Annotated in this window: 19 protein-coding genes and 1 tRNA gene; 5 read left to right on the top strand and 15 right to left on the bottom strand. The window is 71.0% G+C overall.

Annotated features, from left to right (window positions below):
* Positions 1 to 84: 84 nt before the first annotated feature.
* Positions 85 to 603: a DUF4352 domain-containing protein gene (locus IH00_RS0121890; RefSeq protein WP_052411551.1), complete on the bottom strand. Its 519-nt coding sequence runs from the start codon at positions 601 to 603 to the stop codon at positions 85 to 87.
* A 289-nt stretch (positions 604 to 892) separates the two neighbouring features.
* On the opposite strand from IH00_RS0121890, the gene IH00_RS45270 reads away from it, so the two are divergent.
* Positions 893 to 1036: a hypothetical protein gene (locus IH00_RS45270; RefSeq protein ID WP_324615795.1), complete on the top strand. Its 144-nt coding sequence runs from the start codon at positions 893 to 895 to the stop codon at positions 1034 to 1036.
* A complete protein-coding gene (locus IH00_RS37580; protein ID WP_324615794.1) occupies positions 1033 to 1419 on the top strand; it encodes a mycothiol transferase in 387 nt (128 codons plus the stop codon). Before IH00_RS45270 ends, IH00_RS37580 begins: the two co-directional genes overlap by 4 nt.
* A gap of 149 nt (positions 1420 to 1568) precedes the next feature.
* Here the strand turns inward: IH00_RS37580 and IH00_RS0121880 are convergent.
* The 4 genes from IH00_RS0121880 to IH00_RS0121865 all read right to left on the bottom strand — a co-directional run bounded on the left by IH00_RS0121880 (position 1569) and on the right by IH00_RS0121865 (position 4382).
* Positions 1569 to 1641, bottom strand: a tRNA-His gene (locus IH00_RS0121880).
* Positions 1642 to 1781: 140 nt separating this feature from the next.
* Positions 1782 to 2402 (bottom strand): oligoribonuclease, encoded by a 621-nt coding sequence (gene orn, locus IH00_RS0121875; RefSeq protein WP_031076168.1) that lies wholly within the window; start codon positions 2400 to 2402, stop codon positions 1782 to 1784.
* Positions 2403 to 2470: 68 nt separating this feature from the next.
* Positions 2471 to 3646: a helix-turn-helix domain-containing protein gene (locus tag IH00_RS0121870; RefSeq protein ID WP_031076166.1), complete on the bottom strand. Its 1176-nt coding sequence runs from the start codon at positions 3644 to 3646 to the stop codon at positions 2471 to 2473.
* Between the two features lie 376 nt (positions 3647 to 4022).
* Entirely contained in the window at positions 4023 to 4382 is a 360-nt protein-coding gene (locus IH00_RS0121865; RefSeq protein WP_031076164.1) for a hypothetical protein, read from the bottom strand.
* A 423-nt stretch (positions 4383 to 4805) separates the two neighbouring features.
* Between IH00_RS0121865 and IH00_RS0121860 the strand changes: the two genes are divergently transcribed.
* Together IH00_RS0121860 and IH00_RS0121855 are read left to right on the top strand one after the other, a co-directional pair.
* Positions 4806 to 5327: a universal stress protein gene (locus IH00_RS0121860; protein ID WP_031076162.1), complete on the top strand. Its 522-nt coding sequence runs from the start codon at positions 4806 to 4808 to the stop codon at positions 5325 to 5327.
* A gap of 214 nt (positions 5328 to 5541) precedes the next feature.
* Complete coding sequence (locus tag IH00_RS0121855) at positions 5542 to 6111, top strand: GPR1/FUN34/YaaH family transporter (RefSeq protein ID WP_031076160.1); 570 nt, start codon at positions 5542 to 5544, stop codon at positions 6109 to 6111.
* A gap of 153 nt (positions 6112 to 6264) precedes the next feature.
* Here the strand turns inward: IH00_RS0121855 and glmS are convergent, their stop codons facing one another.
* From glmS to IH00_RS0121840, 3 genes are all read right to left on the bottom strand, one after another.
* Positions 6265 to 8082 carry a glutamine--fructose-6-phosphate transaminase (isomerizing) gene (gene glmS / locus IH00_RS0121850; RefSeq protein WP_031076159.1) on the bottom strand — a complete coding sequence of 606 codons (1818 nt, stop codon included), beginning with the start codon at positions 8080 to 8082 and terminating at the stop codon, positions 6265 to 6267.
* Positions 8083 to 8137: 55 nt separating this feature from the next.
* Positions 8138 to 8413, bottom strand: coding sequence for a hypothetical protein (locus IH00_RS0121845; RefSeq protein WP_031076157.1), 276 nt, complete (start codon positions 8411 to 8413; stop codon positions 8138 to 8140).
* Between the two features lie 90 nt (positions 8414 to 8503).
* Positions 8504 to 9391 (bottom strand): DUF4429 domain-containing protein, encoded by an 888-nt coding sequence (locus IH00_RS0121840; RefSeq protein WP_031076155.1) that lies wholly within the window; start codon positions 9389 to 9391, stop codon positions 8504 to 8506.
* A 217-nt stretch (positions 9392 to 9608) separates the two neighbouring features.
* Between IH00_RS0121840 and IH00_RS0121835 the strand changes: the two genes are divergently transcribed.
* A complete protein-coding gene (locus IH00_RS0121835) occupies positions 9609 to 11225 on the top strand; it encodes a beta-N-acetylhexosaminidase (RefSeq protein ID WP_031076152.1) in 1617 nt (538 codons plus the stop codon).
* A gap of 52 nt (positions 11226 to 11277) precedes the next feature.
* On the opposite strand, the gene IH00_RS0121830 is transcribed toward IH00_RS0121835, so the two are convergent.
* From IH00_RS0121830 to IH00_RS0121800, 7 genes are all read right to left on the bottom strand, one after another.
* Complete coding sequence (locus tag IH00_RS0121830; protein ID WP_031076150.1) at positions 11278 to 13062, bottom strand: IucA/IucC family protein; 1785 nt, start codon at positions 13060 to 13062, stop codon at positions 11278 to 11280.
* Positions 13059 to 13616 carry a GNAT family N-acetyltransferase gene (locus IH00_RS0121825; protein WP_031076149.1) on the bottom strand — a complete coding sequence of 186 codons (558 nt, stop codon included), beginning with the start codon at positions 13614 to 13616 and terminating at the stop codon, positions 13059 to 13061. The genes IH00_RS0121830 and IH00_RS0121825 overlap by 4 nt, the downstream gene beginning before the upstream one ends.
* The gene (locus IH00_RS0121820) at positions 13613 to 14875 is read right to left on the bottom strand and encodes a lysine N(6)-hydroxylase/L-ornithine N(5)-oxygenase family protein (protein WP_031076147.1); all 1263 of its coding nucleotides are present in this window, start codon (positions 14873 to 14875) and stop codon (positions 13613 to 13615) included. The genes IH00_RS0121825 and IH00_RS0121820 overlap by 4 nt, the downstream gene beginning before the upstream one ends.
* Positions 14859 to 16301, bottom strand: coding sequence for a pyridoxal phosphate-dependent decarboxylase family protein (locus IH00_RS0121815; RefSeq protein WP_031076145.1), 1443 nt, complete (start codon positions 16299 to 16301; stop codon positions 14859 to 14861). Before IH00_RS0121815 ends, IH00_RS0121820 begins: the two co-directional genes overlap by 17 nt.
* 155 nt (positions 16302 to 16456) lie before the next feature.
* Positions 16457 to 17338 carry a siderophore-interacting protein gene (locus IH00_RS0121810; RefSeq protein WP_031076143.1) on the bottom strand — a complete coding sequence of 294 codons (882 nt, stop codon included), beginning with the start codon at positions 17336 to 17338 and terminating at the stop codon, positions 16457 to 16459.
* 5 nt (positions 17339 to 17343) lie between these two features.
* Positions 17344 to 18396: an ABC transporter substrate-binding protein gene (locus IH00_RS0121805; protein ID WP_031076141.1), complete on the bottom strand. Its 1053-nt coding sequence runs from the start codon at positions 18394 to 18396 to the stop codon at positions 17344 to 17346.
* Between the two features lie 202 nt (positions 18397 to 18598).
* On the bottom strand, positions 18599 to 19759 hold the full coding sequence (locus IH00_RS0121800; protein ID WP_031076139.1) for an acyl-CoA dehydrogenase family protein: 1161 nt from the start codon (positions 19757 to 19759) through the stop codon (positions 18599 to 18601).
* Between the last annotated feature and the right edge of the window lie 6 nt (positions 19760 to 19765).

The following is a 19765-nucleotide window of genomic DNA, read 5'->3' as shown; positions in this document are numbered from 1 at the left end:
TGACCGGCCCGCCGCGTGCGCGTCCCCGGGACGTCGCCGAACTCGCCTGGTGGGCGCCCCGCATGGCCTCCGGCGGCGCCCAGGTCACGTCACGTTGCCGCGCACACCGTCGCCGAACAAGCCCTCGACGTACGTCACGTACCGCGGTGTGAAGCTGCCCTTACCGGTGATGACGCCGGTGATGTTCTCCCCCGGTGCAAGGTCCACGGTGTCCATTTGCTGGTCGTCCACGCCCAGTTCGGCCGTGTGCTTGCCTCCGACGGTGTCGGTGATGCTGAAGTACAGCGGATTGATGCCGATCGGTTTGCCGCCGTTGTTGGTGACCGTCACCGAGACGCTGGTGTACGTGCCGCCGTCGTGGAGGACGCCCGGCGTGAACGGCGTCTTCTTCGCGGTGACCCGGACCGGGGCGTCCTGCGCGACCTCCGGTTCCCCGGAGGGAGCGGCGGTCTTCTCCGGAGCCGGCGCGGTGGGCGGCGTCCTCCGCTGGGGTGCGGCTCCGTCGTCCGGGGCGCTGCCGACAAGGGCACCGGCCATCCCGATGAGGACGAGGACGCCGAAGACGCTGCCGAGAACGATGGCGACGACGGCGCCGGCGGACATCCCGTTCCGAGGAGGCCGAGGCGGCGGGTAGGGCGCGTAGGGCTGCTGCGGCGGATACGGCGGTGGGCCCGCCGGATGCTGGTGGCTCACGGGATCCCCTCGGTGCTGGCGTGTGGGTGTGGGGAGCTGGAACGTACCGCTTGGCGGGAGGCCGTGCCGGGGTTTCGGTGCCACCGGCACACATGTGCGGGCCCCGCCGGGGTGCCGTGCCCGTTCCGGCCCGTTCGCCGTCTCCCTCTGAGTGCCATGGCGGACAGATTCCGACCTAGTTGACCTCTACGGTCGGCTCATGACGACATCGACGGACGACCATGTCTCCTTTCCTTCCGGCGAGAAGGGCGAACTGCTGCGCGCGCTGGCGGAGCAGCGGGAGTTGCTGCTGATCACCGTCCCGGGATCGGCGACGCGCAGGCCGCGCGGCGCACGACGGTGAGCGAGCTGACCCTGGGCGGCATCGTCAAGCACCTCGCCCGCGGCGAGCGGGTCTGGACGCAGATCATGGTCAAGGGCGACGGCGAACTGCCGGAGGGCATGCTCGACCTGGGGCAGTACCGCATGGCCGAGGGCGAGACACTGGCCGCGCTGCTGGAGGAGTACCGGGCCGCCGCGCGGGCGACGGAGGAAGCCGTGGCGGCCCTCGCCGACCTGGACCGCAGCGTGCCGCTGCCCACGACCCCGTGGTCACCGCCGGAGCCCGTCCACTGGACGGCGCGCCGGATCCTGCTGCACCTGCTCAGGGAGACGGCACACCACGCCGGGCACGCGGACATCATTCGCGAAGCACTGGACGGGGCCAGCACGACCGCTCAGCGCTGACACCGGGGGCGTGGTCGCGCCGGCTGTGCGACCCGCGGAGGGGGGCCGGGCCGGCGGAAGGCGGGGGCGGCGAAGCCCGCCGGGGGCGTGCACAGCCGGGTACGACGAAGGGCTGACCTGTTCCCACAGGTCAGCCCTTCGTCGATCAGGGTGAGTAACGGGACTCGAACCCGCGACATCCTGGACCACAACCAGGTGCTCTACCAGCTGAGCTATACCCACCACGACCGGTCTTTTTCCCGACCGGCCGAGAAAAAGTGTACAGGGTCCGAGAGGGTGCTCGCTCCCGCCTTTCGGGTGGCGGGTCGGTGCGGGGTCGGGCGGTGGGTCGGCAGGGCCGGTGGACGGCCCCCGCACGCGGGTTACGCGGCCGGGTCGGGCGGGGTCGCGGGCAGGACGTGGCGGGCCGCGATGGTCCTGGCCCTCTCGGAGTCCGGGCCCGGCTGGGGGACGAAGATCGCCTCGCGGTAGTAGCGGAGCTCGGCGATCGACTCGCGGATGTCGGCGAGCGCGCGGTGGTTGCCGCTCTTCTCCGGACTGTTGAAGTACGCCCTCGGGTACCAGCGGCGGGCCAGTTCCTTGACCGAGGAGACATCGACGATCCGGTAGTGGAGGTACTCCTCCAGGGTCGGCATGTCGCGCAGCAGGAAGCCGCGGTCGGTGGAGACCGAGTTTCCGCAGAGGGGAGCCTTGCCGGGCTCCTTCACGTGCTCGCGGACGTACGCCATGACCTGCTCCTCGGCATCGGCGAGGGTGGTGCCGGCGGCGAGTTCGTCGAGGAGGCCGGAGGCGGTGTGCATCTGGCGCACCACCTCGGGCATGGTCTCCAGGGCGGCGTCCGGCGGGCGGATCACGATGTCCACGCCGTGACCGAGTACGTTCAGTTCCGAGTCGGTGACCAGTGCGGCCACCTCGATGAGTGCGTCGTCCGTCAGCGAGAGCCCGGTCATCTCGCAGTCGATCCACACCATGCGATCGTTCATGCGTCCTACCTTAGATGGGCCGCGCCGGAGGGGGTGTGGTCGTGCACCCCCTCCGCCGCGGCCCATCGTCACGGTGCGCTGCGCTGGCCCGGGAAGGCCGGTCTGCCGACCGGCTCCGGCGGCCCGGAGGCCGCCGTCGCCCCCGCCGGGGCGGAGGCCGCCGCCGCGTGCCGCCTGGCCGGCGGCAACACGGTCTCCACGACCGACGTCGGCGGCGGTGCCGTGTCGCCTTGCGGGCGCCGGGCCCGGTAGGCGGCCCGGTAAGCGGCCGGCGACGAGCCCAGCTGGCGCCGGAAGTGGCCACGCAGCGCCACCGGCGAGCGGAACCCGCAGCGGCCCGCGACCTCGTCCACCGAATAGTCGGAGGTCTCCAGCAGCCGCTGCGCCTGCAGCACCCGCTGGGTGATCAGCCACTGCAGCGGTGCCGAGCCCGTCAGTGAACGGAAGCGCCGGTCGAAGGTCCGCCGGCTCATGTACGCGCGGGCCGCGAGCGTCTCCACGTCGAACTGCTCGTGGAGGTGCTCCAGTGCCCACGCGACCACTTCGGCCAGCGGGTCGGCGCCGATCTCCTCGGGCAGCGAGCGGTCGAGATACCGCTCCTGCCCGCCGCTGCGCCGCGGCGGTACGACGAGCCGCCGGGCGAGTGCCCCGGCCGCCTCGGCGCCGTGGTCCGTCCGCACGATGTGCAGACAGAGATCGATTCCGGCCGCCGTCCCCGCGGACGTCAGTACGTCGCCGTCGTCCACGAAGAGCTCCCGCGGGTCCACGTGGACCGACGGATAGCGCTTGGCGAGCGTCGGCGCGTACATCCAGTGCGTGGTCGCCGGTCTGCCGTCCAGTAAACCGGCCGCCGCGAGGACGAAGGCACCGGTGCACAGCCCGACGATGCGGGCGCCTTCCTCATGCGCGCGACGCAGCGCGTCGAGCGCCTCGGGCGGTGGCGGCGAAGTGATCGACCGCCATGCCGGCACGACGACGGTACCGGCCCTGCTGATGGCCTCCAGGCCGTACGGCGCGGAGAGTTCCAGTCCCCCGGTCGTGCGCAGCGGCCCTTCTTCGCCCGCACAGACCAGCAGCCTGTAGCGGGGCACTCCTGCGTCCTGGCGGTCAATCCCGAACACGGAGAGCGGAATGGAACTCTCGAAGATGGGGCCGCCGCTGAACAGCAGCACTGCGACGACCTCGCGACGGCGCCGTCCGGACAATTTTCGCCCGTTCTCCGGCGCGGCGGAGTCCTGGCTCATGACGCTAAGCCCCCCTCGGTGTTCGCGTCTCCTCGGTCCTGTCGCTCCTGCACGTTTCCCCTCGGTTTTGCACGAGTCCCCAGTCTTCGATAGTCATGATCGAATCTACTGCGTCCCGTGGCGCCGGCGTGACAAGTTCCGCATCCGGGACTATGTCGACAAGGCAACTTGGCGCGAAGCATTCGATCACGAAGCGTTCCACTCGTGGGGCCCGCAGGGAAGTGCGCCTCGCGTGCATGGCCCATCCGCATAGGGTTCCTCGGACGGGGAAGGTGCTTTCTCGCCTGGTGACAAGGGGGTTGGCAGGCCATTTCGGCAAGGAACGGCCACATCCCGGAAGTTGGCTGAAAACATACGGGTGCGCGTGTGCGGCCGCTCAATCCAGGGGTGTACAGCGACCCCCGTGACGGCCTCCGCCTCCGCTCCCGGCGCCGCCCCCGCGGTGCGCTCCTCCCGCCGCGCGGCAGTGCCGCCCGCGGGGCGGCCCGCCCGTCGCACCCCCGGCCGCCTGCCCGGCGAGCCGCTCCGAGCGCCGCAGCAGAGCCCGGCAGGCGGCGGTCACCGCGGCCAGGCCGAGCGCGGTCGCGACGGCGCCGCCGACGGACGTCCCGTGGGCCACCAGGACGACCGGCACCAGGGCGCAGCTGAAGGCCGACCACCGCACCACGTCGGTCGCGGCCCGCGAGGCGGGGGAGGGCTCGGACGGGGCGCCGGGCGGCGGTGCGGGGAGGGGCACGAGGAGCTCCTGGGGCGTGCGGCCGCCCGGCCCGGGCGCACCCGGGCGCGACCGGCGGAGGCGGGGGACGGAGGGGCTCGCCAGGGGGCGGGGATCCGGCGGCCGTGTGGCCAACGAGGGGTCCGCGCTCCGGTCACCGCGCGATCCGCCGGCCCCGGCTGTCGTGCCCGCGAGGTCACCCGGTGGTCACGGAACGTGACCGCGGGACGCCTGTAAGACACAACCGGCATTGCCATACGGGGCGGGCTCGGGCATGCTCCCTGGAACGCCTGTGACCGCCGTGGGCAGGGCGGCGAGCACTGGGCGGGGCGGGAGTGTCGCCGTACCCTTGGGGGTATGGGGTCGGGAAGATGATTCCCGGACACGCCGCCTCCCGTTGTTCCCCCGTTCCTTCTCACGAGGACTGTCTTCGCCGAGACTCCGATGGCCGGTCACGAAATCCCTGAACCCGCGGACCGCAGGCAGGTCGCCGACTCCACGGTCGACCCCCTCGCGGCGGACCAGACACGCCACGCCTGCGATCCCGCCTTCCTGCACGGAGTGGTCGTCGGTTTCGACGGCTCGACCTCGAGCGAGCGCGCCCTCGCCTACGCGATCGGCATGGCCCGGCGGTCCGGATCCGGCCTGATCATCGTGCACGTGGCCAACCGGCTGCCCACCACCGTCTGGGCCGGCTGCGAGCCGCCCGTCTTCGTCGACGTGCCGGACCACCGCACCGAGGTGCTCGGTCTGGAGCTGGCCTGCGCGGACTACCTGGCCGAGGTGCCGTGGATCCTCGTGGAGCGCGGCGGTGACATCTGTCACGAACTGGAGGAGGTCGGCCGGGAGTACTCGGCCGACGCCATCGTCGTCGGTTCGACGCACGGCCTCGTCGGGCGGATCTTCGGCTCGGTGGCCGGACGGCTGGCACGCCGCGCGCAGCGGCCGGTTGTCGTCATCCCGTAACCCGCTCCCGGCGGCTCCCAGTCCTCCCGTGGCCGACCTGTGATGAAGGCGTTGCCCCGGCGTCATCGCTGGTGAGGCGGCGTCAACTTCCTTCTCCCCCTCGGTGATTCGGTGACCCTCCCAGGTGGATCGTGCGCTTGTGAAGGGTATATCCAGGTGGCTGGGACGCAGTGCTCAGCACAGGCAGCACACCTGCACACGAAGGGAGCCCGCCGTGGACAACGACGTCTCTGCGGGGAGCACCACCACCTCCACTCTCGGCCACCTCGCACTCGGACTGACGCTGCTGGCCTTCGGCCTCGGCAACACCGGTGTGATCGACGGCGTCGGCGCGGCCGACGCCTCGGCACTCGCCACCTGGGTCGGCGGAGTCGCCCTGTTCATGGCCGGCCTGCTCGCGCTGCGCGCGGGCGACGGCGCCGACGGCACGGCCTTCGCGGGGCTCGGTGCCTTCTGGTTCACCTGGGGCACGGCCGCCGGCGGCGGGGCCTCCGCGGAGGCCACGGGCCTGTTCCTGCTGGTGTGGTCGCTGCTCGCGCTCTCCCTCACGGCCGCGACCTCGGGCCGTGGGGTGCTCGAACAGGGCGTGTACGGACTGCTGTTCCTCTCGCTGCTGCTCTCCGGCGTCGGTGCCTTCGCGGAGGTGTCCGCGCTCGGCAGGATCGGCGGCTGGACCGCCGCGGTGGCGGGCCTGGCGGCCTGGTACGGCGCGACGGCGGCGGTCGCGAAGTGGCCGGCGTTCAGCGGGCGCGCCGCGGGCCGGGGTGTGACGGCCACCGGCTGAGGCCTCCCCTTCCGGGGCGGCCACGCGGCCGCGAGGCCGGTGCGAGGGCGGCACCGGCCGTACGAAAAGGGTGACCCCCGGCGCGTCGGTGGCACGCGCCGGGGGTCACCCGCGTCCGGGTGCGGGGACCGGAACGGGGTCCGGTGCCCAGGACTACTCGACCGTGACCGACTTCGCCAGGTTGCGCGGCTTGTCGATGTCCCGGCCCAGGGCCAGAGCCGTGTGGTACGCGAAGAGCTGGAGCGGGATGCCCATCAGGATCGGGTCCAGCTCGTCCTCGTTCTTCGGGACGATGATCGTGTGGTCGGCCTTCTCCTGCTCGGAGTGGGCGACCGCGAGGATCCTGCCGCTGCGGGCCTTGATCTCCTCCATCGCCGCCCGGTTCTTCTCCAGCAGGGAGTCGTTCGGGACGATCGCGACGGTCGGCATCGCGGGCTCGATGAGGGCCAGCGGGCCGTGCTTGAGCTCGGAGGCCGGGTACGCCTCGGCGTGGATGTAGGAGATCTCCTTGAGCTTCAGGGAGGCCTCCAGGGCGACCGGGTAGCCCCGGACGCGGCCGATGAACATCATCGACTTGGCGTTCGCGTACTCCGCGGCCAGCTTCTTGATGTCCTCCTCGCCCTGGAGGATCTCCTGGATCTGCTCCGGCAGCTTGCGCAGGCCCTCGATGATCCGCTTGCCGTCGGAGACCGACAGGTCGCGGATGCGGCCCAGGTGGAGCGCGAGGAGCGCGAAGGCGACGACCGTGTTGGTGAAGCACTTGGTGGAGACGACGCAGACCTCCGGGCCGGCGTGGACGTACACGCCGCCGTCGGCCTCGCGGGCGATGGCGGAGCCCACCACGTTGACGACGCCCAGCACGCGGGCGCCCTTCCGCTTGAGCTCCTGCACCGCGGCCAGCACGTCGTAGGTCTCACCCGACTGCGAGACGGCGATGTAGAGCGTGTCGGGGTCCACGACCGGGTTGCGGTAGCGGAACTCGGAGGCCGGCTCGGAGTCGGCCGGGATGCGGGCCAGGCCCTCGATCAGCGAGGCGCCGATGAGGCCGGCGTGGTACGAGGTGCCGCAGCCGAGGATCTTCACGCGGCGGATGCCGCGGGCCTCGCGGGCGTCCAGGTTCAGGCCGCCGAGGTGCACGGTGGAGAACTTGTCGTCGATGCGGCCGCGCAGGACGCGGTCCACCGCGTCGGCCTGCTCCGAGATCTCCTTGTGCATGTACGTGTCGTGGCCGCCCATGTCGTACGAGGCGGCCTCCCACTCCACGGTCTCGGGCGTGGCGGTGGTCAGCGTGCCCGAGGTCGTGTAGGTGCGGAACTCGTCGGCCTTGAGGGTGGCCATCTCGCCGTCGTCGAGGGTGACGATCTGGCGGGTGTGGGCGATCAGCGCGGCGATGTCGGAGGCGACGAGCATCTCCTTCTCGCCGATGCCGAGGACGACCGGGGAGCCGTTGCGGGCGACGACGATGCGGTCGTTGAAGTCGGCGTGCATGACGGCGATGCCGTACGTGCCCTCGACGACCTTGAGCGCCTCGCGGACCTTCTCCTCCAGGGTGTCGGCCTGGGAGCGGGCGATCAGGTGGGTCAGGACCTCGGTGTCGGTCTCGGAGGCGAAGACCACCCCGTCGGCCTCGAGCTTCGCGCGCAGCTCGGCGGCGTTGTCGACGATGCCGTTGTGGACGACCGCGACCTTGTTCTCGGGGTCCATGTGCGGGTGCGAGTTGATGTCGCTGGGGGCGCCGTGGGTGGCCCAGCGGGTGTGGGCGATGCCGGTGGTGCCGGTGAAGCGCTTGGGGACGCGGGCCTCCAGGTCGCGGACGCGGCCCTTGGCCTTGACCATCTTGAGGCCGGGGGACTTCGGGCTGGTGATCACCATGCCCGCGGAGTCGTACCCGCGGTACTCCAGCCGCGCCAGGCCCTCCAGCAGCAGCGGAGCCACGTCACGCTTACCGATGTAACCGACAATTCCGCACATAAAGTTTTGCCCCTCCGAGTGATTGCGGGTGTGCCCGGCCTTCTCCGGCCCTGGATCAGCCGTAGACGATGCGGCGCAGCTGCCGGAGCGAGAGCTCCGGGGGCGCCACGGCGCGGTGCGGCAGCTCGGCCGCGATGCGCTCGAAGATCGTGGAGTTCACCTCGCCGCCGGCCTGCAGCTCGCGATGGCGGCGGCGGACGAACTCCTCGGTCGTCTCGTCGAAGTACGCCAGCACGTCGAGCACCACCCGGGCGGCCTCACCGCGCGGGAGCGCGGTGCTGCGCACCAGGTGGTCGATGAGGTCGTCATGCGACGGGCGGCGTTCGAGCACCCGTAGATACTGAGGGCTATGAGGGTCGCTTCGCAAGAATTCTGCCCGATATCGGGCAGACGACTCCTGATCGTCGGCTTGGGGCGCGGCCTAGAGCTGCCGCAGCACCGCCTGCTTGGCCGTCGTGAACTCCTCGTCCGTCAGTATCCCCGCCCGGTGCAGCTCGCCCAGTTCCCGCAGCCGGCGCAGCAGTACGTCCTGGTCCGGCGCCTGTGCCGGCGCGGGGACGGGAGCCGGGGCCAGGACGCGCTCCCCGGTGGCCTTCGCCGCGTTCGGGTGGGGCATCCGGGCGACCACCGCCGCGCCCACCAGCGCCATCAGCGGGTCCTTGCGGAAGCCCCACAGCTCGACGGCGTGCGGGTCGTACTTGGGGGCCGGGGGAGCGGCCGACGTGCCGCCCCGGCCCACCCGGAAGCGCAGGTAGCCGTTCTCCAGGCCGATGGCCGGCAGCCACTCGACGGCGTCCACGTCGGCCAGCGCGATGGTCCGGGCGCCGCCGGAGGCCTTGGAGTCCTCCGTCTTCCAGTTCCACTCCAGCCGGATGCGCTCGCCGTCGAAGGTCGCCGTGCCGTCCCCCGCGCCGACGGTGAGGGGGAGGGACGGCCCGGGCAGGAGGTACGCGTCGACGGGCCCGCCGTCCACCTGCTCCAGCAGCAGCGCGTTGCGCACCTCGTCCACGAGGTACTCCGCGACCCCGGCGCGGTCGTTCGCCACGGTGAGCCGGTACGGGTCGGAGCCGTCCTCCAGATGGCCCCCGGTGATCGCCAGGAGCGGGCAGACCCCGTCCCGCAGGCGCAGCCGCAGCCGCCCCGACTTCTTCCCCGCCTCGAACGAGATCCCGGCCACCGCCCGCAGCGGCACGGTGATCTCACCGAGCGTCCTGCGCAGCAGCCCGACACCCTTGTCGGTGCCCGGCACGATTCGGATGACGTCCCCGTCGAAACTCCAGGTCCCGTCCTTCTGGATGATCTCCGCCATGGCATGGATTCTGGCATCGGCGCCGCCGGGCCGGGCGGGCTGCCCCGTACTGCGCGGGCCGCAGCCGGTGGGGATCCGCGCCGGGGGTCCGGCCCGGGCCCCGGACCCGGGCCCAGGAATGGTCTACACCTTGACCGGCCCTGAGGCGCACGGTACCCATGGTGAGCGTTCGGTTGCTCCGCACCACAGTTGCGATGCCCGTCGAAGGGACCAGCTCGTGAGACAGCACAGAACGATCCCCCGCCTCCGCCTCCTCGGTTCGCTGCTGCTCGTCCTGGCCGCCGGGGTCGCCGGAACCGGGGCCGCGCCGGACGGGGCCGCCGCCGCGCCGGCCGTCCGGCCGCTGGGCGACATCGTGCCCGCGCCCACCTCCGTACGCCCCTCCGGGAGCCCGTACACCCTCACCGCACGCACCGCGATCCGGGTGGACGCCGACTCCCGCGCGGCGCGCCGCGTCGGGGCGTACCTCGCCTCCGTGCTGCGGCCCTCCACCGGCTACCCGCTGCCCGTCGTCGACGAGGACGAGGCCCGCGGCGGCATCCGGCTGCGGCTCGACGCCCGCGGGCGGGAGCTGGGCGACGAGGGCTACCGCATGGAGTCCGGCCGCCAGGGCGTCACCCTCACCGCCCGCACGCCCGCCGGGCTCTTCCACGGCGTCCAGACGCTGCGCCAGCAGCTCCCGGCCGCGGTGGAGCACGACACCCCCCGGCCCGGGCCCTGGACGGTCGCCGGCGGCACGGTCACCGACACGCCCCGGTACGGCTACCGCGGCGCGATGCTCGACGTGTCCCGGCACTTCTTCACCGTCGGGCAGGTCAAGCGCTACATCGACCAGATCGCCCTGTACAAGATCAACACGCTGCACCTGCACCTCAGCGACGACCAGGGGTGGCGCATCGCCGTCGACTCCTGGCCGCGCCTGGCCGCGTACGGCGGCTCCACGCAGGTCGGCGGCGGGCCCGGCGGTTTCTACACCAAGGCCCAGTACCGCGAGATCGTCGCGTACGCCGCCTCCCGGCACCTGGAGGTCGTGCCCGAGATCGACATGCCCGGCCACACCAACGCCGCCCTCGCCTCGTACGCGGAGCTGAACTGCGACGGCGTCGCCCCGCCGCTCTACACGGGCACGCAGGTCGGCTTCAGCAGCCTCTGCGTGAACAAGGACGTCACGTACGACTTCGTCGACGACGTCATCCGCGAGCTGGCCGCGCTCACCCCCGGCCGGTACCTCCACATCGGCGGCGACGAGGCGCACTCCACCAGCCACGAGGACTACGTCGCCTTCATGGACCGGGTGCAGCCGGTCGTCGCGAAGTACGGCAAGACCGTCATCGGCTGGCACCAGCTCGCCGGCGCCCGCCCCGCCCCGGGCGCGCTCGTGCAGTACTGGGGCCTGGACCGCACCGGCGACGCCGAGAAGGCCAAGGTGGCGCGGGCGGCGCAGAACGGCACGGGGCTGATCCTGTCGCCCGCCGACCGGCTCTACCTCGACATGAAGTACACCAAGGACACCCCGCTCGGGCTGTCCTGGGCCGGGTACGTCGAAGTGCGGCGCGCGTACGACTGGGACCCGGGCGCCTATCTGCCGGGAGTGCCCGCGAGCGCCGTCAGGGGGGTCGAGGCGCCGCTGTGGACCGAGACCGTCTCGTCGAGCGCGCACATCGACCGGATGGCCTTCCCGCGGCTGCTCGGCGCCGCGGAGCTGGGCTGGTCCCCGGCCGCCGCGCACGACTGGGAGACGTACCGCCAGCGGCTCGCAGGACAGGGGCCGCGCCTGGAGGCGATGGGCGTCGACTTCCACCGGTCGCCGCAGGTGCCCTGGCGCACGGAGTAGCAACGAGCCGGCGCCCGGGGGGACCGTACCCCCGGGCGCCGGCCGGCCTGTGTTACGCGAACCGCGCGATCGGGTTCTCCAGCGTGCCGATCAGCTGGAGCGCGGCCGACGGGTCCGACAGGTCCACCATCTGCTTGTTGTTGCGCAGCTGGAGCCGGTTGAGGCAGGACAGCGTGAACTCCCCGGCGAACATGTCGTACTGCCGGAACTTGTCCGCCAGCTCCGGCTTCGCGTCCTGGTACGCCTTCACGCACTCGGCCACCGTCCGCCAGAAGCCGTCCTCGTCCAGCACGCCCTCGGCGGCGAGCGTCGCCCCCAGGAAGCGGAAGAAGCAGTCGAAGACGTCGGTGAAGACGGACAGCAGCTTCGTGTCCTCGGGCACGTCGGCCCGGATGCGCTCGACGGCCGGCGGCAGCACCGCGTCGGCGTCCATCACCACGATCTCCTCGGCGATGTCCTTGAAGATCGCGCGCTGGACCGTGCCGTCCTCGATCACCAGGATCACGTTCTCGCCGTGCGGCATCCACGCCAGGTCGTAGGCGTAGAAGGTGTGCAGGATCGGCAGCAGGTACGCGTCCAGGTAGCGGCGCAGCCACTCGGTGGGGGCCAGTCCCGACTCGGCGATCAGCGCGCCCGCGAAGGACGCGCCCTCGTGGTCCGTGTGCAGCAGCGACGCCATGGTGGCGAGGCGCTGGCCGTCCTCGATCGTCGGTACCGGGCTCTCGCGCCACAGCGCGGCGAGCATTTTGCGGTACGGGGAGTACCGGTCGGTCGCCGCCTCGTACTCGAGGTGGCGGTAGCCGACGGCCGCGCGCTCGCGGATGATCGAGAAGCGGGCCGCCCGCAGGACGTCGTCGCCGTCGATCAGGTGCGCCAGCCAGTCGTTGATGGCGGGCGTGGCCTCCATGTAGGCGGCGGACAGGCCCCGCATGAAGCCCATGTTGAGGACGGAGATGGCCGTCTTCACGTAGTGCTTGGCGGGGTCGGTGGTGTTGAAGAAGGTACGGATCGACTGCTGAGCCAGGTAGCGGTCGTCGCCCTCGCCCAGGAAGACCAGGCGCCGCTGGGCGATCTCGGCGGCGAAGGTGACGGACAGCTTGTTCCACCACTGCCAGGGGTGGACCGGCATGAGGAGGTAGTCCGCGAAGTCCAGGCCCAGGCCGGCCAGGGTCTTGGCGAAGCCGTCCACCGTCGTGTCGCCGAGCTCGGCGCGGATGAACGCCTCGTACTCGATGCCCTCGCCCGCCGTGAAGGTGGTGCGGTCGCGCCGGGCGGCCAGCCAGACGAGCCGGAGAGGGCTCGCGGCCTCCGGTGCGTAGGCGTGGTACTCGTCGATGCCGAAGCCGAGACGGCCGTTGTTGGCCACGAAGCACGGGTGGCCCTCGGTCATGCCGGTCTCGACGGCCTGGAAGTCGGCCTTCGCCAGTTCGGAGGCCCGGACCGGCGGCTTGGCCGACTTGTACGCCGTGCCCGACAGGGTGGAGGAGATCTCCTCCAGGTAGACCGGGAGGACCTCGTCGCTCAGGCCGAGCGAGCCGCGCAGCTCGATGACGAACCGCAGCGCGTCGAGCGGAAGCTCCTCGCCGCTCTGGTGGCGGCTGATGGACGCGGCGTCGACCTGCCAGTGGTCGAGGGCGTACCGGTCGGCGGTGAAGCGGTACTCGGTCGTGCCGTCGTCGCTGAGGACGCGGTAGCGGCCCTCCCCGAGGGGCTCGGGCGTGAGGAGGCGCTCATGGGCGAACTCGGCGAGGGCCTTGCGGATCAGGAGGCGGTTGGCGTGCGCCCAGCGGTCGGGCGTGAGGTGCGCGACCGGGTCCACGACGTCGGCCCGGTTCATCGGGCGGCCCCCACGGCGGCCAGGAACTGCTCGCGGGTGCACACGCTGAGGTACGCGTCCTTCTCCGGCTTGGCTATCCGCTCGACGATCTCGAAACCGACGGCCGCGTTCAGGGCGTGGACGGCCTCGTTGCGGACGTCGGGCTCGACGACGACCCGCTCGGTGGCCGGATCGCGGAACAGCTCGGCCATCACGGCGGTGATGACGGCGCGCGTGAAGCCGTGCAGCGGGGTGTCGGTCGGGGCGACCAGGAAGTGCATGCCGACGTCGCCGGGCCGCGCCTGGTACAGGCCGACCAGCTCGACCTTCGCGGGGTCGTAGCGCTCCATCAGGAAGGCCGGCTCGCCGTCGTGCAGCCCGATGAAGGCGTCGTGGTGCTCGTGGGCGGCGATCGCCATGTACTCGCGCTGCACGTCGGCGACGGAGTGGTCCCCCATCAGCCAGAAGGCGGCCTTGGGGTGGGTGACCCAGGAGTGGACCAGTTCGCCGTCCGCGAGCGGGTCGAGGGGCCGGAACGCGAAGGTCCCGATGGCGCGGGTCGTGGTGGTGCTCATACGGAGAACTCCTGGAACGCGATGGTCTTCTCGACGGGGTAGTACTCGGAGCCCAGCAGTTCGCCGATGATGTACGCGTTGCGGTAGGCGCCCATGCCCAGGTCGGGGCTGGTGATCGAGTGGGTGTGCACGCCGGCGTTCTGCAGGAAGATGCCGCGGCCGGTGGTGTCGATGGAGTAGTTGCGGGCGACGTCGAAGCGGCCCTGGCCGTCCCAGCGGATGCGGTCGCGCACCGGCTCCAGGAACGCGGGCGTGACGTACTTGTAGCCGGTGGCCAGGATCAGGCCCTCGGTCTCGATCTCGTAGTCCTTGCCCTGCTCCTCCTGGCGCAGGCCGAGGACGTACGTGCCGTTCTCGTACGTCGCGGTGTTCAGCGACGAGTTGGTGAGCAGGCGGGTCGGGACCGGGCCGGCGATGTTCTTCTGGTACAGCAGGTCGAAGATCGCGTCGATCAGCTCGCCGTCGATGCCCTTGAACAGGCCCTTCTGCTGCGTCTCCAGCCGGTAGCGGGTGGCCTCCGGCAGGGCGTGGAAGTAGTCGATGTACTCCGGGGAGGTCATCTCCAGGGTGAGCTTGGTGTACTCCAGCGGGAAGAACCGCGGGGAGCGGGTGACCCAGTTCAGCTTGTAGCCGTGGACGTCGATCTCGCCGAGCAGGTCGTAGTAGATCTCCGCCGCGCTCTGGCCGCTGCCGACGAGGGTGATCGACTTCTTCTTCTGCAGCGCTTCCTTGTGGGGGAGGTAGCGCGAGTTGTGGATGAAGTCGCCCTCCAGGTCCCGGCAGGCGTCCGGGATGTACGGCGGGGTGCCGGTACCCAGCACGAGGTGGCGGGCCAGGAACGATTCTCCGCCCTCGGTGGCGACCGCGTACAGACCCGCCTCCTCGTCGAACTCGACCGTCGTCACGGTCGTGCCGAAGCGGATGCTGCTCAGCTTGGCGGCGGCCCAGCGGCAGTAGTCGTTGTACTCGGTCCGCAGCGGATAGAAGTTCTCGCGGATGTAGAACGAGTACAGCCGGCCGTTCTCCTTGAGGTACTGGAGGAAGGAGTACGGCGACGTCGGGTCGGCGAGGGTGACGAGGTCCGACATGAACGGCGTCTGGAGGTGGGCGCCTTCGAGGAACATTCCCGAGTGCCACTCGAAGTCCGGCTTGGACTCCAGGAAGAGGCCGTTCAGCTCGTCGATCGGCTCCGTCAGGCAGGCGAGGCCGAGGTTGAACGGACCCAGTCCGATACCGATGAAATCAAGAGGCGTGGACAAGGTTCTCTCCAAGGTACTGCTCGGCGTGGCCGGCGATCAGGTCGAGGACGGCGGCGATGTCGTGCACGGTCGTCTCAGGGTTGAGCAGGGTGAACTTGAGGTACTGGCGGCCGTCGACCTTCGTACCGGCGACCACGGCCTCGCCCGAGGCGAACAGCGCCTTGCGGGCGTGCAGGTTGGCGCGGTCGATCTCCGTGGGGGAGGTGACGTCGGCCGGGATGTAGCGGAAGACCAGGGTGGACAGGGAGGGCTGGACGACGACGTCGTAGCGCGGGTCGCCGGCGAGCAGGTCCCAGCCGGCCGCGGCGAGGTCGCAGACCTCGTCGAAGAGCTGCCCGACGCCGTCCGCGCCCATGACGCGCAGCGTCATCCAGAGCTTGAGCGCGTCGAAGCGGCGGGTGGTCTGCAGCGACTTGTCGACCTGGTTGGGGATCCTCTCCTCCACGGTGCGCCGCGGGTTGAGGTAGTCCGCGTGGTACGTGGCGTGGCGGAGCGTCGCCCGGTCCCGGACCAGCACGGCGGAGGAACTGACCGGCTGGAAGAAGGACTTGTGGTAGTCGACCGTGACGGAGTCGGCGCGCTTGATGCCCTCGAGGAGCCCGCGGCGGGTGGGGGAGACCAGCAGACCGCAGCCGTAGGCGGCGTCGACGTGCATCCAGGCGCCGTACTGGGCGGCCAGTTCGGCGATCTCGGGCAGCGGGTCGATGGAGCCGAAGTCGGTGGTGCCGGCGGTGGCGACGATCGCCATCGGCGTCAGGCCCTGGGCGGCGCACAGCTCCAGCTCGGCGGCGAGGGCGACGGACTGCATCCGCTTGTCGCGGTCGGTGGGGACGGCGACGACCGCCTGCGGGGACAGGCCGAGGAGTTTGGCGGACTTCTGGACGCTGAAGTGGCTGCACTCGGAGGTGAAGATCCGCAGTTTCGCCAGGTCGTCCGTCTTGGCCTCCTCGCGGGCGAGGAGCAGCGCCTGGAGGTTGGACTGCGTACCGCCGCTGGTGAAGATGCCGTCGGCGGCGGGGCCCAGGCCGATGCGGCCGGCCGTCCAGTCGATCAGGCGGCGCTCGATGAGGGTGCCGCCCGCGCTCTGGTCCCAGGTGTCCAGCGAGGAGTTGACGGCGGAGAGGACCGCTTCGCCGAGCACCGCCGGGATGACGACCGGGCAGTTGAGGTGGCCGAGGTAGCGGGGGTGGTGGAAGTAGACGGCGTCGCGCAGGTAGACCTGCTCCAGCTCGTCGAGCGCGGCGGAGGCGTCGCCGAGCGGCTGGTCGAGGTCGACCGCGGCGACGAGGGGCGCCAGCTCGTCCGGGGTGACGCCGGTGAACGGCCGCTGGGTGGAGGCGAGTTTGGTCGCCACCCGCTCGACTCCTTCGGTGACACAGCGCCGGTACTGGTCCGCCGTCGCGTCATTGAGCAGGTGCGAGCGCATGCGATGTCCTTCCGGGGACAGGGGGGTTGTCGGCCCCCCGGGACATGGAGAGGGGGGCGAGGGGCGACGTTCGAACTGAGGTTAGCCTAACCTAAGTTCAACGCGCAATCTTCCCTCGCCCCCCACGGGGCACGGCAGTTACAACGTGATCTGCGTTACGCCGCGTCGCCGGACGGCTCGTCGTCGGACGGCTCCGGCGCCTCGCGCAGGGCGTCCTCGCTCAGGCCCTTGCGCCAGTAACCGACGAACGTCACGCGCCTGCGGTCCAGTCCGCGCTCGTTCACCAGGTGGCGGCGCAGCGCCTTGACCGACCCGGACTCGCCCGCGATCCAGGCGTACGGCGCGGAGCCCCACAGCTCGGTGGCGCGCACGGCCTCGACGGCACCGGGCGCGCCCTCCTCCCGGACGAGCCAGGTGACGGTCGCGTCCGCCTCCGTCGCCAGCTCCAGGCGGTCCGCCGCGTACGGCACTTCGAGCCACACCTGGGCCCGCAGGCCCGCCGGCAGCGACTCCAGGATCGACGAGGCGGCGGGCAGCGCCGTCTCGTCGCCCCAGATCAGCACCTCGTCGGCGTCCTCGGGGAGCCGGAAGCGCACACCGGTGTTGTCGGCGACGGCCGGGCCGAGGACGACCACGCGGTCGCCCGCGGTGGCGTTCTGGGCCCAGCGGCAGGCCGGTCCGCCGTCCTCGTGGACGGCGAAGTCGATGTCGACCTCGGTCGTCCCGTCCTCGGTCAGGCGCTGCTCGCGCACGGAGTACGAGCGCATGACGGCCCGTACGTCGTCGGGCATGGCGCGCCAGGCGCCGAGGACCGCGTACAGGTCGTCGGTGTCCAGCGGCGGCAGGACCGGCTCCGGCTGGCCGGGGTGCGGCAGGAACAGGGACAGCGACTGGTCGCGGCCGCCCGAGGCGAAGCCCTTCAGCTCCCCGGCGGTCACGCCCGTGAAGGTGACGCGGACGAGCGACGGGCCGAGCCGCCGCGTCCGGTCGACCTGGAGGGCGAAGAAGCGGAACGGGACGGTCTCGGCTGTCGTCATCGGGGTCAGGCCACCTTCTTGGCGTTCTCGATCGCCTTGGCGAGGTCCTCGAGGATCGGGGCGCACTTGCCGTACGAGTAGACGGGCTCGGTCACACGCGGGACGACCTGGCCGGCCTTGACGGCGGGCAGCTGTGCCCAGGTCGGCTTGGACTTGAGGGCCTCGGGCTGGAGCGCGGAGGAGCGGTTGTCCAGCAGGATGATGTCGGCCTGGTACGTGTCGACGTTCTCCCAGCTCAGGCTCTCGAACCAGCCGCCCTGGTCCAGCTTCTTGGGCGTGACCAGGTTGACGCCGAGCTCCTTGAAGTACAGCGTGTCGCTGGGCCGGGCCGGGGTGGAGACGTAGAACAGGTCGGCCGCGGCGGAGCCGATCAGGACCTTGATCCCCGGCTTGGCCTTGGCGGCCTGGCGCAGCCGCGCGGCCGCCTTCTCGAAGCGGGCCTTGTCGTCCTGGATCTTCTTCGCCTTGACGTCGGCCCCGAGCGCCGCGGCCAGGTCGACGTGACGCTGGAGCACCTTGGGCATGGTGGCGTCGGCCGCCCACAGGGCCACGCTCGGCGCGATCTTGAGGATCTTGTCCTTCTGCTCCTCCGGCACGTACCAGAGCTGGTCCTTCTCCCACATGTCCGTGATGAGCAGCTCGGGCTGGAGCTTGAGGTACTCCTCGATCTTGAACTCGCCCCAGGTGTTGCCGATGACCTCGACCTTGTCGATGTCGAGGTCGCCGGCCTGGACGTCGGGCGTGCGCTTCTTGGTCTTCGGGTCCTCGACGTACGTCGGGCCGAAGACTCCCTTGACCTCGACACCGAAGTCGTGGAGTGCGGCGGCCATGCCGGTGAAGGCCACGATGTTCTTCGGGGTGGACTTCAGCTCGACGGCCTTGCCGCGGTCGTCCTTGAAGGTGAACGGACCTGACTTGCCGGCGGCGGCGCCGGAGTCCTTGTCGCCCTTGCCGGTGTCGGTGCCGCACGCGACGAGCGCGGCGCCGAGCCCGAAGGCACCGCCTGCGGCGAGCAGACCACGACGGGTGAGATGAGTGGCTCGGGCGTTGCTGGGCATGGCGGGATCGCTTTCGTACGAGCCGATGATCGGCCTGGGCAAGTTCGAAGGTAGGTTAGCCTAACCTCAGGACTTGTCCAGAGGGTGCCCCTGACATATTCGTCCGGGGCCCGCGGTGCCCGCCGCGGCGACGGCTCCCGCGCCAACGGCGGCGGGCCCGGCACGGGGTCCTCCCCGGCCGGGCCCGCCGTGTCGGTCTGCGTCAGGCCGAAAGCCCCAACTCGCGTGCGATCAGCATGCGTTGCACCTCGCTGGTGCCCTCGCCGATCTCCAGGATCTTGGAGTCGCGCCACATGCGGGCCACCGGATACTCGTTCATGAAGCCGTAGCCGCCGTGGATCTGGGTCGCCTCGCGGGCGTTGTCCACCGCGACCGTCGACGAGTACAGCTTCGCCAGCGCCGCTTCCTTCTTGAAGGGCTCGCCGCTCACCAGCCGGGAGGCGGCGTCACGCCAGCCGATGCGGGCCATGTGCGCCCGCATCTCCATGTCGGCGATCTTGAACTGGATGGCCTGGTTGTCTCCGATGGGGCGCCCGAACGCCCGCCGCTCCTTGGCGTACTTCACCGACTCGTCCACGCACCCCTGCGCCAGCCCGGTCGCCAGGGCCGAGATGGCGATACGGCCCTCGTCCAGGATGCGCAGGAACTGCGCGTACCCGCGGCCCTCCTCGCCCAGCAGGTTGGTGACGGGCACCCGGACCTCGGAGAAGGACAGCTCGCGCGTGTCCGAGGCGTTCCAGCCCACCTTGGAGTAGGGCGCGGCCACCGTGAACCCCGGGGTGCCGGACGGCACGATGATGGACGAGATGAGCGGCTTGCCCTCCGGGGTGCGGCCGGTGACGGCGGTGACCGTGACCAGGCCGGTGATGTCCGTACCGGAGTTGGTGATGAAGCACTTCGATCCGTTGATGACCCATTCGTCACCCTCGCGGCGGGCCGTCGTCTTCGTCCCGCTCGCGTCCGAGCCGCCCTCGGGCTCCGTCAGGCCGAACGCACCCAGGATCTCGCCACTGCACATGCGCGGCAGCCACTGCTGCTTCTGCTCCTCGGTGCCGAAGCGGTACAGCGGCATCGCCCCGAGCGAGACGCCCGCCTCGAGGGTGATGGCCACGGACGAGTCGACGCGCGCGAGCTCTTCGAGGGCGATGCCGAGGGCGAGGTAGTCCCCGCCCATGCCGCCGTACTCCTCCGGGAAGGGCAGGCCGAACAGGCCCATCTGCCCCATCTCCCGGACGATCTCGTAGGGGAATTCGTGGCGCTCGTAGAAGTCGCCGATCTTCGGTGCGACGACCTCGTGGGCGAACTCCTCCACGGTGCGGCGCAGTTCCTCGTGCTCCGGTGAGAGCCGGTGGTCCAGTGACATGGGTCG

It is taken from the genome of Streptomyces sp. NRRL S-118, assembly GCF_000716335.1.
GTDB lineage: Bacteria > Actinomycetota > Actinomycetes > Streptomycetales > Streptomycetaceae > Streptomyces.
The sequence above is the reverse complement of the archived record's forward strand: the minus strand, read 5'-3'. Positions and strand labels throughout refer to the sequence as shown.

Excerpts from the sequence above, each read along its gene's own strand:
- IH00_RS0121890 (WP_052411551.1), bottom strand. The coding sequence starts at position 603 with ATGTCCGCCGGCGCCGTCGTCGCCATCGTTCTCGGCAGCGTCTTCGGC.
- IH00_RS45270 (WP_324615795.1), top strand. The coding sequence starts at position 893 with ATGACGACATCGACGGACGACCATGTCTCCTTTCCTTCCGGCGAGAAG.
- orn (WP_031076168.1), bottom strand. The coding sequence starts at position 2,402 with ATGAACGATCGCATGGTGTGGATCGACTGCGAGATGACCGGGCTCTCG.
- IH00_RS0121870 (WP_031076166.1), bottom strand. The coding sequence starts at position 3,646 with ATGAGCCAGGACTCCGCCGCGCCGGAGAACGGGCGAAAATTGTCCGGA.
- IH00_RS0121860 (WP_031076162.1), top strand. The coding sequence starts at position 4,806 with ATGGCCGGTCACGAAATCCCTGAACCCGCGGACCGCAGGCAGGTCGCC.
- glmS (WP_031076159.1), bottom strand. The coding sequence starts at position 8,082 with ATGTGCGGAATTGTCGGTTACATCGGTAAGCGTGACGTGGCTCCGCTG.
- IH00_RS0121840 (WP_031076155.1), bottom strand. The coding sequence starts at position 9,391 with ATGGCGGAGATCATCCAGAAGGACGGGACCTGGAGTTTCGACGGGGAC.
- IH00_RS0121830 (WP_031076150.1), bottom strand. The coding sequence starts at position 13,062 with ATGAACCGGGCCGACGTCGTGGACCCGGTCGCGCACCTCACGCCCGAC.
- IH00_RS0121825 (WP_031076149.1), bottom strand. The coding sequence starts at position 13,616 with ATGAGCACCACCACGACCCGCGCCATCGGGACCTTCGCGTTCCGGCCC.
- IH00_RS0121815 (WP_031076145.1), bottom strand. The coding sequence starts at position 16,301 with ATGCGCTCGCACCTGCTCAATGACGCGACGGCGGACCAGTACCGGCGC.
- IH00_RS0121810 (WP_031076143.1), bottom strand. The coding sequence starts at position 17,338 with ATGACGACAGCCGAGACCGTCCCGTTCCGCTTCTTCGCCCTCCAGGTC.
- IH00_RS0121805 (WP_031076141.1), bottom strand. The coding sequence starts at position 18,396 with ATGCCCAGCAACGCCCGAGCCACTCATCTCACCCGTCGTGGTCTGCTC.
- IH00_RS0121800 (WP_031076139.1), bottom strand. The coding sequence starts at position 19,759 with ATGTCACTGGACCACCGGCTCTCACCGGAGCACGAGGAACTGCGCCGC.